The organism is Flavobacterium frigoris PS1 (assembly GCF_000252125.1).
GTDB classification, from domain to species: domain Bacteria; phylum Bacteroidota; class Bacteroidia; order Flavobacteriales; family Flavobacteriaceae; genus Flavobacterium; species Flavobacterium frigoris_A.
On the sequence record NZ_AHKF01000004.1, the window covers coordinates 147,346 to 163,853 of the forward strand.

Annotated in this window: 8 protein-coding genes; all 8 read right to left on the reverse strand. The window is 33.6% G+C overall.

All coding sequences use genetic code 11. The features are described 5' to 3' along the window. Nucleotides 1–12: 12 nt before the first annotated feature. Nucleotides 13–3,462, reverse strand: a complete 3,450-nt coding sequence (locus tag HJ01_RS00785; RefSeq protein WP_007136339.1) for a SusC/RagA family TonB-linked outer membrane protein — start codon at nt 3,460–3,462, stop codon at nt 13–15. Between the two features lie 521 nt (nt 3,463–3,983). Further along, the gene (locus tag HJ01_RS00790) at nt 3,984–5,216 is read right to left on the reverse strand and encodes an ROK family transcriptional regulator (protein WP_007136342.1); all 1,233 of its coding nucleotides are present in this window, start codon (nt 5,214–5,216) and stop codon (nt 3,984–3,986) included. Nucleotides 5,217–6,965: 1,749 nt separating this feature from the next. Continuing rightward, the gene (locus tag HJ01_RS00795; protein ID WP_007136343.1) at nt 6,966–7,880 is read right to left on the reverse strand and encodes a glycerophosphodiester phosphodiesterase family protein; all 915 of its coding nucleotides are present in this window, start codon (nt 7,878–7,880) and stop codon (nt 6,966–6,968) included. Nucleotides 7,881–7,980: 100 nt separating this feature from the next. Then, nucleotides 7,981–9,555 carry a calcineurin-like phosphoesterase C-terminal domain-containing protein gene (locus tag HJ01_RS00800; RefSeq protein ID WP_007136344.1) on the reverse strand — a complete coding sequence of 525 codons (1,575 nt, stop codon included), beginning with the start codon at nt 9,553–9,555 and terminating at the stop codon, nt 7,981–7,983. Nucleotides 9,556–9,573: 18 nt separating this feature from the next. Further along, nucleotides 9,574–11,007 carry a SusD/RagB family nutrient-binding outer membrane lipoprotein gene (locus tag HJ01_RS00805; protein ID WP_007136345.1) on the reverse strand — a complete coding sequence of 478 codons (1,434 nt, stop codon included), beginning with the start codon at nt 11,005–11,007 and terminating at the stop codon, nt 9,574–9,576. 11 nt (nt 11,008–11,018) lie between these two features. Further along, complete coding sequence (locus tag HJ01_RS00810; protein ID WP_007136346.1) at nt 11,019–14,468, reverse strand: SusC/RagA family TonB-linked outer membrane protein; 3,450 nt, start codon at nt 14,466–14,468, stop codon at nt 11,019–11,021. A 95-nt stretch (nt 14,469–14,563) separates the two neighbouring features. Beyond that, complete coding sequence (locus tag HJ01_RS00815; protein WP_007136347.1) at nt 14,564–15,502, reverse strand: FecR family protein; 939 nt, start codon at nt 15,500–15,502, stop codon at nt 14,564–14,566. A gap of 97 nt (nt 15,503–15,599) precedes the next feature. Beyond that, complete coding sequence (locus tag HJ01_RS00820; protein ID WP_007136348.1) at nt 15,600–16,178, reverse strand: RNA polymerase sigma factor; 579 nt, start codon at nt 16,176–16,178, stop codon at nt 15,600–15,602. Nucleotides 16,179–16,508: the final 330 nt, after the last annotated feature.

Consider the following 16,508-nt stretch of genomic DNA (forward strand, 5'->3'; position numbering starts at 1 on the left):
TAGTGTTAAAATTTACAATCCAATGTTTAAACCAAGGATAAAGTTTTTTGGAACAGGATAGGTCCCTGTTGAGCCAGCTGAATTTAATCCTAAACTGGAACCACCGTCAATCCCTTGAACTTCTGGACTTAAGCCACTGTATTTTGTGAAATAGTACAAGTTACTTCCTGTTAAATAGACACGTACTGATGCTAACTTAATCTTCTCCACTACTGATTTTGGAACAGTATAGCTGAATGTTACTTCTCTTAGACATAAATAATCTCCACTTTCATAGTAACGACTATTTCCTTGGAACATATTGGTATTATAAGCTGCACCACTTGCTTCAGAACGGAATAAGTTGTTTTGATTCGTTTGATCAGCCCAACGGTAACGTGGTACATCAGTAACATCTCCTTCTTTTTGCCAAGACTGTAAACTTTCAGATAATAATCCGTAATTTCCTTGAAATTGCCCTACAAAACGCGCTCTAGCTTCATTGTAAATTGTAGCTCCTAAAGAGTAATCAGTTCGGACTGTCAATGAAAACCCTTTGTATTTGGCATCAAAATTGAATCCCCCAACAAATTTAGGAAACATATTACCCATGTAAGTTCTGTCACGGCTATCAATAACACCATTGTTATCTGCATCAAAAAATACGGCGTCTCCAGCAAATTTCTTACCGGTAGGATTTCCACCCGCACCACTTGTTTTACCTACATAAGTATCATGTGTAGTTAAATTATAAGCATCAGCTTCAGCTTGTGTAGAAAGGATATACAATTGTTTGTGAGCATAAAAATCACCAATTTTTTGACCTTCTTGTAAGCCACCTACAAATTTGTAAGAACCGCTAGCAGCATCCCAAATTTCAGTTCCACCAATTCTATTATTTGCATTTCCATTGAAAGGAAGTTTTTCAATTACATTAGTATTGTGAGAAACATTAGCTCCAACATTAATTTTCCAATCATTTTTATCGTACACTTTAGCATTCAATTCCAATTCAAAACCAGTACTTCTTAATCCACCTAAATTAGTTAGAACAGTAGAGAAACCACTATTAGAAGGAAGCGTTAGATTCGTTAATAAATCAGAAGTTAGTTTATTATAAAAGTCTCCAATAACTCTAATTTTATCATGGTTAATACCAAGATCAAAACCTCCATTTATAGTTTGTGATTGCTCCCATTTCAAACCTGGATTTGCAATTTGTGAGTTTACAATTGCAGATTGACCGTTGTAGCTATTAGCAAATCCGTTTGTAGTACCAGAATATAATCCCCCTGATTGAAAATCTCCCAAAGTACCTAAGTTACCATTAACTCCATAACTTCCACGAAGTTTGAATGAAGAAAGAACCTCTGGCATTACTTTCCAAAACTTTTCTTCATGTGCATTCCAACCTACAGATAACCCTGGAAAAAAACCATATTTATTATCAGGACCTAAACTAGAAGAACCATCATAACGAAAAGAAGCTGTTGCAAAATACCTGCTTTTGTAATCATAATTTACACGACCAAAAACACTATTCAATACTAATTTTGTATTGTTACTATATACTGAAACGGGTATTGGTGATGAATCTAGAGTTTGTGCAAGGTCAGAAGGACTTCCTTTTCCAGAAGCATTAAATGCTTTTATTGTTCTGTCGAATTTAGATACTCCCAATTTCGCTTGAAAATCACCTATGCTTTCTAAGTTTTTATCATAACTTAGTACCCCTTCGTATTGCAGTTGAGCTATTTGATTGCTTAATCTTGTAGCTGTACGAGTATTGTCAATTAAGCCATTACTACCACTTAAAAATGCTTGTTGAAAAGTATTATCATTTTCATTTTCGTTATAAATCGATAATGAGGGTGTAAAAGTTAAGTCTTTAGTAAGTTTTAAATCACCATCAACGCTCATTTGCAATTTATTGTTTTCATTAATTCCTTTCACTTTACCCATTTGGTATAATGGATTTCCATTAATGTTATTTTGTCCTGGTGCTAATGTACCGTCTTCCAAATATAATTTTGTAGTAGGAGAATTTCCTAAATATCTGTTGAAAACAACGCTATTGGCAACAACTTGATTGTTACTTGATTTTGAGTATAAAACTCTACCATTTAGAGTAAAGTTATCCGCTACTTTCAAAGAGGCGTTTAATTTACTTGTAAAGCGTTGGTAACCTGTAAAGATGGTTATTCCGTCTCCTTTTAAATAACCCAAACTCAAATCAAAAACACCAGTATCACCACCACCACTAATACCTAAAGTATGATTTTGTGTGATTGCATTTTGAAACAACACATCATTCCAATTCGTGTTTTTATACATAATGGTATTACTGGCATTTAATGGATCAGTCATTTCTTGCCATCCTTTTGCTTGTAATCCTTGGATTGTAGTTGCATCCAAATTTGATTTTAATAATGTAGCAAAAGGAGTATTGTTCAATAAGTTATTTCCTGTACCTGCAGGAGTAGCTCCTGTTAACTGACCTAATCTTGCGATACCAGTTGTAGTTGAAAGTCCCGCGATTTCGGCAGCATTATACAATCCTAAACGTTGTAATCTAATGTATTCTCCTGCATCTAAGAAATCATATTTTTTGCCAACTTGACTATTTTGGGTAGAAACATTATAAGTAATTTTAGTTTTACCTGCCTTACCAGTAGATGTTGTGATAATGATTACACCATTTGAAGCACGAGCTCCATAGATTGAGGTAGCTGCCGCATCTTTTAACACTTGTAATGATGCAATATCAAAGGAGTTTATGTCATCAATTTGAGTACGAATCACTCCATCTACGATGTACATAGGTGTTGCACCTGCAGGGTTATCAATAGAAGTTCCACCACGTACTAAAATGTTAGATGCTTTTCCAGGCTGACCTGATGCTGTACGGACTACTAGACCCGTAACATTTCCTTGTAATGATTGCGTAACATTTGAATAAGGAACATTCTCTAAAACTTTTTTATCTAATTTAGATATTGATGTACTTAAAGTTCTTCTGTTTTGAGAACCGTATCCTACAATAAGAACTTCATTCATTTGCTGCCCTACTTCTTTTAAAACTATTGTAAGTGGCGAATTTTTAACTGAAACTTCTTCTTCTTGAAGCCCTATATAGGATACTAATAATGTTGTAACATTGTCTGGAACTTCAAATGTAAAATTTCCGTCAAAATCGGTTTGTGTTGAAATTGTTGTTCCTTTTGCAACAATATTAACTCCAGGTAGAGATTCTCCCTTTTCATTAATAACTTTTCCAGTAATTTTCTTTTGGATTAGTCCTAATTTGATTGTTTCCTTTGTAACGACAGTCTTTTTTTCTAAACGAAAAACGGTTGGTTTAGTTACCGAAGCTGATGCTTGTAAAGTAAAAGCTACTAAAAATAAGGATGTTAATTTCAGAGCTTTCCCTAAGTTTGGGTTAAGCCAGTAATTTTTCGGCTTGCTTTTTGGTAATAAATACATACTTTTGTAATGGTTAGGTTAATAATAATTCTTCCTTCTTGGTTTATTTATTTGTTTTCCAGCTTCGGTTCTTTTATGAAGAACTTGCCAGCAATGTGTACAGCATATGCTGGCTTTTTTTTATGGATAACAAATGAATATTTTATAAAAAAGGGCATTCCCAATTTTGTTGCTTTTGTATGTTGACAATCTTAAAACCTTCTTTTGCCTTTAAGAATATAAATTTCTGCTTTCGTTTTAAGGAAACTTCCTTTACCTATAAAACAATTATTTTAGTTGAAAATAGTACAGCGCAATACTGAAATCCTTTTCTGTGATAGTAATTTTATGCAGCGTTTTGTTTTAACTAAAGTTTTTTCAATTTCTTTTAAGTGAAAAAGTATAAAATAGATTTTGAAAAATAATTTTTAATAGAATTGTTATCCGCGTTATTTATTATCACATCGTAAATATATAAATAAATTTAATAAACACAACGTACTTATTAAATTATTTTAATAATTAAAATTATAGAAGTTATTTTAATTATTTATTAATGGGGATAACATTTTCTCTTTTATAACACAACATGCCCCAATAACTCCAGCGCGACGGCCTAGAGTTGATTTTTTAAGTTTCATATCTCGGTTTACTAAACCTAAAGAGTATTTCTTTAATCCAGATTGAATCGGCAATAAGACGTAATCACCCAATTGAGAAAAATCGCCACCAATTACAAGTAAATCGGGGTTAAAGATATTGAGAAGAATAGAAAGGTAGCGCCCCATTTTCTCGCTCTGTTTTGTAACCAAATCCACACACAAAGGATCTTCTAAGTTAAAAGCTCCTGCAATAATGGCATGATGTTGTAATACAGGCGAGCTATCATCAACTAAAATTTTTGATTGTTTCCCCTCTTTTAGAGCTTTCTTAAATTGATTTACTAGGGACCAACCAGAAATCTCGGTCTCTAGACATCCAAGTTTACCACACTGACACATAATGCCATTATCAAAGATAGTACTGTGACCAAATTCTCCTGAATAACCTGATTTTCCATAATAAAGTTTTCCGTCAGTGATCATTCCAATAGCAACTCCCCAACTGTAATTAAGAAATATTATATTTTGTTCGTCATCAACTACTCCTTCGGAATATTCACCAAAGGTCATCGCTCTGGTATCATTTTCTAAATGAACGGGCATGTCTAATTGTTCTGAAATAATTTCGGTTAATGGTCTGTTTTCGCTAAAGAAATAATTGTAGCTAAACCCTTCCATGGAATTTATACGCCCCGAGAAGTTAATGCAAACACCAACAATCATCTTTTTTTCAACAGAACAATCTTCAACAAATGACTTTATCAAATTACAGAATTCAAAAAGAGATTCTTGCGTATTTTCTAATACAAAAGAGGTCCCTAATTCAATACTGACAAATTCATTTTTAATATTTTGTAGACCAATAGACATACTGGCGATACTGACTTCAACACCTAAAAAGTAAGCACAAGTTGGATTGATACTATATAAGGAAGGTCGTCTACCACCACTATTTGTAATTTTCCCTAGGTCTATGATGTAGCCTTCTGGCAATAACTCGTTAACAGCTTTAGTAACTGTTGGAACACTAGATTGTAGTTCAGCACTTAATTCTGCTATTGTAGCATTACCGACAGACAATAACCTTTTTATGATTGTTTGTCTTAGCATATGCCACTTCTGCCCAGAAAGGCTTTTGTCTTTACTACTGTCTAATAGATCTTTTAAACTCATTATTGTACTTTTTAGATTTAATTTGGATTCATTTACAAACTTACTATATATTTTTCTACACGATGGCTTAAATCTAATTTCACTATATTAAACATCAATAAAATGGAAATTTTAATAAATTAAAGCACAAATTACTCCAATTCCTGTAATAAATGACATACTGTTATTATTAACACCACTTCAACAGAAATAAAATTCTTTGTTAATTTAATAGTACTGTTACAAAGCTACCTAACTAACAAATATAATTCGGCTACTAGTTTCATAGTAGTCCTTAAGTTAAAAAAAAAAATGAAATAATAAATTTACTTGGCAAAGAAAATTCATGAACTTTTGCTCGATTAGTACTTAAGGAATATTTATTAAAATAAATCAGAGGAGCAATAAGGTCCTATTCATTATATATTAGTTTCGATAATTTATCATAAGCAATATAACAAACTAAATAGTTAGGCAAAAGGGTAACGAATTTTAAAAAACCACTAAAATACTACCTTGACAATTTGAGTAATACACAACATGATCTCAGGTTCATTAAAATTATTCCTTCCTCATCTTAGCGAACAATTACCAAATAACAATATTTTTTCACTAACTTATTGATAATTAGAAACCTAAATTAGACATAGCAAACTGAAATAAAATAATACTTAAATAGAAATAATAAAAATTACAATATTGAAACGGTGATTATCGTCGTTAAATAAACATTTTTCAATCAAATTAATTCATATTATCTTTTAATAAAGATAATAACGAAACAATGAGAGCATACACAAACATTTCTACTATCATTATTTTTTTTAATAAAACGTACCATTATTTTGAGCTTTTATACAGAAATCAATTTAATAGCAATCATTTTTAATCCTATTTCTTTTTAAAGTATAAAGTTGAACTTCATTTACGAAACAATAAATTTCATTACGTATTTTTGTCGTTTTTGTAAGATAAAATGTCTGTTGTTACGAAAATTACTTTGTTAAAATATAAAAAGAACTACTTATTGTAATACTATTCCATTCTTTAAAGCGTTTTGCACAGGCGAAGCTAATATTTGGTGTTTTGAAAATCATGCAGGATTAGACTTTAATAGTGCTAGTCCAATAGCTCTAAAAGATGGGGAATTAATTACTTTAGAAGGCTGCAAAACCACTTCAAATGCAAGTGCGCAGTTAATGTTTTATAATGATGGTGTCTCCGTTTGGAACAAAAAATGTCAGACAATGCTAGTCTAATTATTACCGACGAAAATATGAGAGCGGAATGAGGAAAAAGAGTGAGAAAATGTCCAAAAAACCACAAAAACCACTTTATAATTAAAAGCATAAATACTAATAATCAATACTTTATAAAACAATAAGAATGGAAGTTCAATTTTCACAACCCTTGAAGTCACGGGTTCAAATCCCGTCCTCGCTACAAAAATAAACCCTTAAACATCAATTGTTTAAGGGTTTGTTTTTGGAATAAATTCCACACTTAGTGAGGAATCAGAGTGATGAAATTAAATAAAACACTAAGGTACCACCTTAATAATGTGAATAATACGAAACCAGACCTCAGGTTAAATTACACTAGTCCTTTTTTTATTTTCATTTTTATATCAAGAAAAAAGAGTGAAATCTGGCATAAAAAACTGTACCAAAATAGAAATATTAAAAAAAAAAATAACGGCGATTATCGCCGTCAATAAAACATTTTACAAACAAAGTAGGACATAGCATCTTTTCATCATGAAGAATGGAATCATCTGACCCGTTCTGGATAATCTGTAATAATCCCATCAACCTTGAGTTTGATCATTTGTTTAATGTTCTCTTTTTCGTTTACCGTCCAGGGGATTAACCTCATCTTCTTTTGTTTTATCGAATCTACAAACGCTTTATTCTTCACCAATTTAAAATTGGGGCTATAAATCTCCGGGGTAAAATTCAGTTTAGTCATATTTTTAGAAATTCCTTCATTAGAGACTAAATACGCTAATTCCACTTTTGGATAAATTCGGTTCATTTCATTTAGAATATTTTCATCAAAGGACTGAATATTCATTTTCTTCTTAATTCCTTTTTCCTGAATAACATCCATCACCATTTTAATAAATTTTAAAGGCTTCGGTTGCGATTTGTCATATTCCGATACGATTGATTTTATTTCAATATTATATTTTACCGATGGAATATTCTGTGATTTCACATAACTTTCAACGCTATCAATCACTTCAGAAAGTAAGGGTTTATAACTTTTCATTTTTTCTTGTTCCGGAAAGTTTTTGTTTCCTTTAGACCCTATATCAAACATCCTGATCCTATCATAAGTCATTTCATAAAGATTGAAGTTTTTCTCTTCTGCTTTAGAAATAGATTTTCCCGAAGGTGTTAGTACATATAATGAAGACATATAAGGCTCATGCGAAACGACTACTTTTCCATCTTTCGAAATCACTACATCCATTTCGATAACATCCACCCCTTTTTCTATTGCCTTTAAAAAAGCCGAAATACTATTTTCTGGGGAATGTCCGCGTTGACCACGATGGCCTTGAACTTCAATTTCAGAAGAATCTACTCTATTTTCGTTGACTGCTTTTTTGTCTTCAGTAATTGATTTGCAGGATGTGCTTGCAATAATGATACAGACTAATAATATTTTATAAAATTTCATTTTTTTGATTTTATAATTAATTCGTCAACCTGAACCTGATATAAAATTAAACAGGCTCAGATTAACTATTAAAAATGCTTTAAATAAAGATTACTACTCGTTATTTTGCGTTTTCCAACCTATAACTACTGTTTGCGTCGAATGTTTTTCCGAACATATTCGTGGCTTTTATTTCGATACGATGTTCACCAGTTTCTAGATTAGTTGGAATTTTCCCTCTCCAAAGATGCTTGCTCGCTATAGGATTAGAGGAGCGTCTTCCTGGAATTAATTCTTCAGAAAGATCCCATTCATAAACATCAATCGCATAGGTTGGATCTATTTCTTCTATATATTCCATTACTTTCCATTCGCCTTTGTCAACACGATATTTTACAGAATCATCCTTACTTCCCATAAAGAAATTCACATAAATACCCGCTTTGGTTCCTCGCCCTTTAGCTACTACTTTGGGTGCGAAAATTTCCATCTGGAATTCTTTCGGCTTCCCAGCTACTTTATAATCAAGGCTGTATTCGTTTCCGTTGAAACGAATAAAAGCATAGCCTTTTGGTGTACCATCACGCATGGTCGAAACTGGAATTCCCGCTTCATTGAGTTTTCCGGAATACCAATCTCCAGAAGTTGTGCCAACATTATACTCATGATGCTGTTTTTCCCGTTGCCATCCTTCTTTTTTGTTGAAAAAATCCTGACGTTGGATATGGGTATGTGCCGATAGCGAAAGAGTGTTAGGGAAATCTTTCAAAATTTCAAATAATCGTGCACGGTCTTTGTCCCTGAACGTATCTTCTTCGCTAGGCTCTGTTAACGGAATATGGAAAGCCAAAACAATCAGGTAATCTTTAGGAACCTTGTTAAGATCATTCTCAATAAACTTTAGTTGATCTTCCGTGAATCCGCCCCAATACCCTTTCCCGTCTCGAGGATCAGGATACAGAATATCGTCTAGAATTATAAAATGCGTTTTCGCATAATTAAAGGCATAATTTGCAGGTCCAAAATGAGCCTCGAAGGTTTCATCGGCCATTTTATCGCTTTTTGCATCAAAATTCAAGTCGTGATTTCCAATGACATTATACCAAGGAATCCCTATTTTTTTTACCGTTTGAATATAGGGGTTGAACAAGTTCAGGTCATTTCCGACCAAATCTCCCAAACTTAATCCAAAAGGAACATTTTTAATTCCTTCTACCTCCGCAACAATTCCTTTTGCAAAAAAGGCTACTTCCTCTTCTGTATAAGGCTGAGGATCTCCGAAAACAAGTGCCGTAAACTCCTCCTTTTCTTCCTGTTTGATCAAACCAAAATCTACTGATTTTGGAAGTTTTCCAGTGGGAACAACACCCTTAAATTTTAATTCAGGAGAACCGTTAGGTTTATAATTGTAAAAGAACAGGGGTAAATTGTTTTCACTCACATTAATTCTATAATTCGATGGTTTTATTACCGAAATAATTTGATCGTCAGCAAGGGGTAATTCATATTTACCCTTTTTATCTGTAAGGACAACCTCGACACCATTGGTAACAGCAACATTGGGAATTCCATTTTCCTTACGATCCTTTTTGGCGTTTTGATTAGCATCCTCAAAAACATAACCCTGAACATTTGATTGCGCTGCAATTCCTATTGAAAATAGCAAAACGCAAATTGATACTATTGATTTCTTCATTTACTTATTTTTAAAATATTAGTTATCCCACCAAACTTTAGTATTAATAGCATCACTGCCGCCCAAGAGTTCTAGAGCTTTACGATAATTGTCAGCATTATTTATTTGAACATCCGTATTATACATAAACCTTGAAGGCATTTCACCGTTGTTTTCCATTGCCTCTGTTTTAGGAAGGACTGGAAATCCAGTTCGTCTGTATTCAAACCATTGCTGATAATCAACAAAATAAAGAGCATAATACTTCTGAAGCATTATTCTTTCTAAAGTTCCATTATAAATTGCCATTGGGTTGTCAAAATAATCTGCTGGCACCACCGCATCCAGTTGCTCCATTGCTGCTTTTACTCCTTTGATGTAATGCTCTTCTGGGTTTGCAATAAATCCTTTTTGAGCGACTTCTGCTTTAATAAATTCCACTTCAGAATAGGGTAAAACAACTATTTTCATTGGATTTGTTACTTGTGCTATATTGAAAGTCGAAGCGTCATATTTAAATTGAGATTCGGCACCTTCATAGGCGCTAGGAATTCCTTTGTAACCTATTGGCTTACTATTAAAATCACTGGCAATAGTCGCAATAATAGGTCTCCTTGGGTCTTCTAATAGATTCAGGTTGTCAATAAAAAACTCCCCTATTTTTACACTCAACCTGAAATCCTGAGGTCTTCCCCAAGGAGATACATTTGGCGTAACACCACTTACATGAAGTATTGCCGATTCTTGGGTATTTACAAAAACAGGATACTGGGTCGGATTCTGAATCATGCTTGCAAGTTTTTGAAAAGCATTCGTTTCAGTTCTATTCGAGATTCGCAATAATAATCTTAGATGCAATGAGTTCGTGAATTTTTGCCACTTTTTGACATCGTTTTTAAAAAGAATATCATCGGCATAAACCATTGCAATTTTAGGATTATATAGATTATTTGCCCTTTCTAAATCGGCAAGAATGGTTTGATAAATGAATTCCTGTGAATCAAATTTAGGGTAAAAATTTCCTTCTTCACCATTCACCGCCTCTGTCATAGGTACAGGCCCAAATATATCAGTTAAATTGGCGTATGCTAATGCTTGTAAAGTGAGAGCAATTGCTTCGTAATTAGGATCCTCCGCTTTAACAGATGCTAATCGCATTTCCTTTATATTGTTCAACCAACGGTAATACCAGTACCAAGAAGAATTTCCAATACTTTGACTGACATCATATCTGTGCAATCCTCCTGAAACGCTTGGAAAAGGCAAGGAAACTTGCATTAAATCGAAAGTAATACTTGCGCTTCTGTCGGCATTATGAGTCGCTAATCCATAAATAATAGGATTAAGCAAGGTGCCAGGACTAATTTGAGCAATTCGGTTTGGGTCTTCGTTGATTTCTTCAAAATCCTTAGTACAAGCTAGACTCATAAAAAGGAGCGTCAGACTAAGTGATAAAATTTTAATTTTTTTCATCTTTATGTTTTTTAAAAGTTCACTTTTAAGTTCATTCCGTATGATGCAGGAGAAGGCATTTGTCCCATTTCAATACCAGGTAAAATAGTATCTCCATTTAAGGCAGCGGTTTCAGGATCATAAATTGGAAAATCTGAAATTGTTGCTAAATTTGATCCGAATATAGAAATGTCCATACCCAATATCCCCGACTTTCCTAAAAACCGCTTTGGCAAACTGTATTTCACACTTACTTCCCTTAATTTAAGGAAAGACGCGGCAAACGAATTCGATTCGATATTTGCCCTTCTATAGTAGCGGTTATACCAGTCAGGGGTAATTGCTTCTGTGGTATTAGGAGAATAACTTCCATCCGCATTTAGCACTACACCTTCACCCACTATAACACCTTCTTCACGCCCTTCTAAGTTGGACTTTAATTTCCCTTGTTGCGTTAATTTATGATGCGTTTGAGAATATATTATTCCCCCATATTGTCCATCTATCATTACATTCAAAGTGACATTCCCTAATTTAAAACTATTTAAAAGTCCCGCTTTCCAGTCTGGACTAGCATCCCCAATTAGTTGTATTTCATCAGGATAAGCGGGTAGTCCTTTACTGTCATAAACAATTTCACCCTCTGGAGACCGAACAAAACCATATCCATAAATAGCAGTTGTTGTACCGCCTACTTTTGCAATAAGAGTTGCTGTACCTCCTGAACCAATTTCCTGTTGTCCATTAATCCCATCAGCTAATTCTAAAACTTTATTCCAGTTTTTAGACCAAGTTAAAGTAGAGCTCCAGCTAAAATTATTCGCTTTAATTATTTTTCCGGTCATAGTTAATTCTACTCCCTGATTTTTAACCACCCCAGAATTTAAAACCCCAGAACTGTAACCCGTTGTTATATCAAGTGGTACGGAAATAATTTGATTTTTTGTAAGCGTTTGGTATACTGTAGCATCAAAATTTAGCCTGTTATTAAACAACTTTGATTCCAAACCAGTTTCATAACTAGTGGTGATTTCTGGTTTAAAATTCGCATTATATAATGTGGTGGGCACTGTCGCAGAACTAGGAAAAGCATTTTGACTGTAGTATTTACTTGTCTTATACGGATCTGTATCAGTACCAACTTGAGCATAGGAGAACCTATATTTTAGATAATTTACGGCAGAAGGTAAATTAAGTATTTCAGAAAGAATAAAACTTGTATTTATCGACGGATAAAAGAAGGAGTTATTCTCTACTGGAAGTGTGCTCGACCAATCATTCCTTCCTGTTAGATCTAGGAATATTTTTTTGTCAAAAGACAGGGAAAATAAACCATACAAACTGTTCACTTTTTTATTCCTGTCGTGAGTTGTAATAATAGCATTGCTTACCCCATTTGCCAATTTATAAACTCCAGGCACAACTAGCCCTTCAACAGAAGCATCTGTTCGGCGGTACTTATAAGTCATGGAATTTCCTCCTGCTGAAAATGACAAACCTAATTTCTTGGTTAAATCTTTATTATAAGTAAGTAAGAAATCCGAATTAACCTCAACTTTATTGATGTCTTGAGATTGATAATATCCCTTAGCATATCGGTTGATACTATATGGTCTTTTTTGTTCCCTATCCTGACTATACGTATTTAAAGAAGTCCTTAACATTAACTTCAGATTGGTAGAAAGATCTATATTGGCAAAAACATTTCCAACAATTTGATCACTTAGCAATGGATTTGTTGCTTCATATGCTATCAGGTACGGATTATCGATATAAGAACTAAAAGGTGCTATTTTTTGAATGTCCTTTTGTCCGTCTAACCATATTGGGCGGTACCAGTCCAAATCGATATTTGGGTTTTGAAAGATCATAAAATAGGCCGCCGAACCGTTATTATATCCAGTTCCAGGTAAATTTTGGCTATTCCTATTGTTGTAATTAATGACTGATCCAATTTTTATTTTTTTAGAAATTTGATAGTTGGCATTAATAGAGGCAGTGATTCTTTCGAACCCAGTATTAGGCATAATCCATTCGTTTTTTTGATAGCCGATAGAAGCTCTCATAGAACCATTTTTATCACCACCTTGTAGCGTAATATTGTTGTTAGTCGTAATTCCTGTTCGCCAGAAATTCTTTCTATTGTTTTTATAAGGCTGCCATAATTGTCTTTCTTTAGATTGACCTTGTAGTTCAGGGTCATATTGGTAGAAAAATTGCCCTTCAAATTTAGGCCCCCAAGCACTACTTGTACTGCCTGTATTTCCACCGTCTGCAGAACTTCCGTAGGAATAATAAGGATCACCATTACTGTCAAAAGATTTTCCCGTTCCTTGTCCATATTCATATTGATAATCGGGCCATCTTTGAATAATATCTAAGCTTACGCTGGAATTGTAAGTAACGCCCAAACCTTTTGTTTTTTTACCTGATTTTGTAGTGATAATCAATGCTCCATTGGCCGCTCTACTCCCATAAAGAGCTGTAGCTCCAGGGCCTTTTAACACGGTGACATTTTCAATGTCGTTTGCATTTATATCTGAAATACCATTCCCATAATCTATTGGAGAATCGTCCCCAGTATAAGCACTTGAAGACCCAGAAGTTGTCATTTCATTATTTATGGGAACGCCATCAATTACAATTAAAGCATTGTTTCCGTTCGGATTAAGAGAATTGTTCCCTCTTAATGTTATTTGTTGGGAATTAATCGGACCTGATCCGGACGATATGATATTAAGTCCAGCAACTTTTCCTTTTAAACCAGAAGACCAGTTATTGGGAACCGCTTGATTTAAAATATCTGAACCAATAGTGGCTTGTGAAAAACCCAATCTCTTTTCTTCCCTCTTAATTCCCAGAGCCGTTACAATCACTTCATCGAGTTTATTGGTGTCTTCCGTCAATATGATTTCCTGAAATCCAGAACTATTGGCTACTACCTCTTTATCTTCAAATCCCATAAAGGAGACAATTAATGTAGTAGATATCCCAGAAAGCTTTAAACTAAACTTACCATCAAAATCGGTAAGAGTACCATTATTGGTTCCTTTTTCCTTTACCATTGCACCAGGCAAAGGCAATCCTTCTTGATCCAATACGATACCTCTCGAAATTTGCTGCGCTACATCCATTTTAATTACTGAAATGGTATTGTTTAATTTTTTAAATCGAAAACCAGTTAATGCACTTATTCTGCTTAAAACAGCTGTAAGGTTCTGGTTTTTTACAATTAAAGTTAGATGTTGTTTTGAAGATGAAATTTTATCATCGAAAACAAAGGTAACGTCGGTTTTATCTTCAATCGACACAAATACTTCTGTGATCAAGACATTCTTTAGATCAAAAGAAAGGTTTGCTTCATTTGAAATCGAATAATTTACTGGTGAAGCAAATGCTCCAGAAGCTAAAAAGAAGCAGCATAATCGAAAAATAAACATTTTTGACTTGAAGCTCAAATATTGTTGTACTTTTATATTCATTGTAATTGGCTATAAATTATTTATTTGTAGTCTGTTTTTAAATCTGCCCATTTCTGTTCCAGCAGAACTGGGCTTTTTGTTCTATAATCGGCAATTCACTTTTTTTGTTTTTCTCTTATAAGGATTTGGTTTTTAGTTAAAAAATCGATTTCGAGTTCCTTTACAATAGCGATGCTTTTAAGAACATTGCTTAATTTTTCGTCTTTAAATTTTCCAGATATTGTCATTTCCTTTAATTTCTTATTAGAAAAATTTATTTTGATATCATACCAATTTTCAAGGATTTTTGCAGCATCACCCAAACTAATATTGTTGAGCACAATTGTGTTTCTGGTCCAGGCGTTAAAATCTTCGCTATTGCCTTTTGAAAGCACAGCTTGACTTCCTGCTATAAAGCTTAGTTGTTGGTTTTTTGTTAGAACTATTTTTTTTGAAATTTCTTTTATATCCACTTCCACTTTACCGCTGTTCACACTCACCTTGGTTCTGCTGTTTTTATAAGCTTCAATATTAAATGAAGTTCCCAAAACCCGGGTTGTAATTTTGTCTGTTTTGACTAAAAATGGTTTCTCGGGGTTTTTCACGACCTCAAAATACGCCTCGCCAGTAAGTTGAAGTTCCCTACTATTTTTGAAGTCTTTTAAATAGCTGATACTGCTGTTCGAGTTAAGGAAAACGAGACTTCCATCAGGTAAATGAATGGTCTTCTTTTCTCCTTTGACAGCAACTACCGATATATTTTCATTTTTTAATAGACTGTTTCCTAAAAATGGAATCCCTATTAAGATGAGTACTATAGCTGCTATTTTTAAGGCTGTGGAATATAGAGGTAATATCCTCTTTTTGGGCTTGCCGATTTTGGCGTTTATTTTTTTTAAGAGAAAATTCCTTTTTTCATCTGTAAAAGTATAGGGAATGACTTGACCATTGTCCTGGAGCTTTTTGAAGAATTCTTCCACCGCCTGTTGCTCTCCCCAAGAACATTTGTTTTGGGCATATTTTTTTGCCAATTGTATAAACTCGTCTTTTTGCACTTGATGTCTTTTGACAGATAGTCACATTTTTCAAAGCATCTACGTAGCCTGAAACTGAGTCATAACGTTTTGGTAATATCGCAGATCTCTATTTACATTAAAGAAACATTCCCGTAATAAGAACCGCTAGATGATAGGTGCCAATGGTTGCTTTTAAATGTTTCAAAGCATTACTAATGTGCTTTTCCACCGTTCGGACAGAGATGTCTAATTGTTCGGCGATTTCAGCACTAGAATAATCCTCAAAACGGCTGAGCATAAAAACCTCTTGACATTTGGGAGGAAGTTTTTTTATTTCATTAAAAATATCTTTTTCAAACTCCTTATATTCCAAGTCTTTTTCGGTCTTAAAAGTATTGGGAATATTGTGAAGGATTTCTATATGCACAGGGCTGAATTTCAAATCCCTTATGTGATTTGCAATTTTATATTTCACTGATTTTATTAAATAAGCTTCCAAATTTAGAATATTTGCATCATTGGACTTCTCCCATAAACTGATGAAAATTTCCTGAACAATGTCCTCAGCTATTTTTTCGTCATTATATATCTTAAAAGCATAGGCAAAAAGCCTTTTCCAATAGCGGTCAAAAATCACTTCAAAGGCTTGTTTATTGCCTTCTTTTACATATTGTTGCAGTTCACTGTCGCATAAATTTGAAAGTGTGGTTTTCATTTTTTGTGGATTTTTACAAATGAAAACAATCATATAGAAGGAAAGGAACCATTAAGTTTAAGATTTAGTTACCTAAAGATTATTAATTTAAAATGATTCCTTTTGTGATTTCGGGAATTTAGAATAGTTTCATATTATTTTTTAAATGAAGGTTAAACTGAGTTTATAAAAGCTGTTTGGGGCCGACTCGGTAGAGTGAGGAAAAAGAGTGAGGAAAAGTGAAAAATACGACATAAACCAATTTATGCTCAAAAACATAATCATTAATAATCAGCACTTTATAAAGCAACAGGAGTTATATTTCAATTTTCATAACCCTGAGGTCACGGG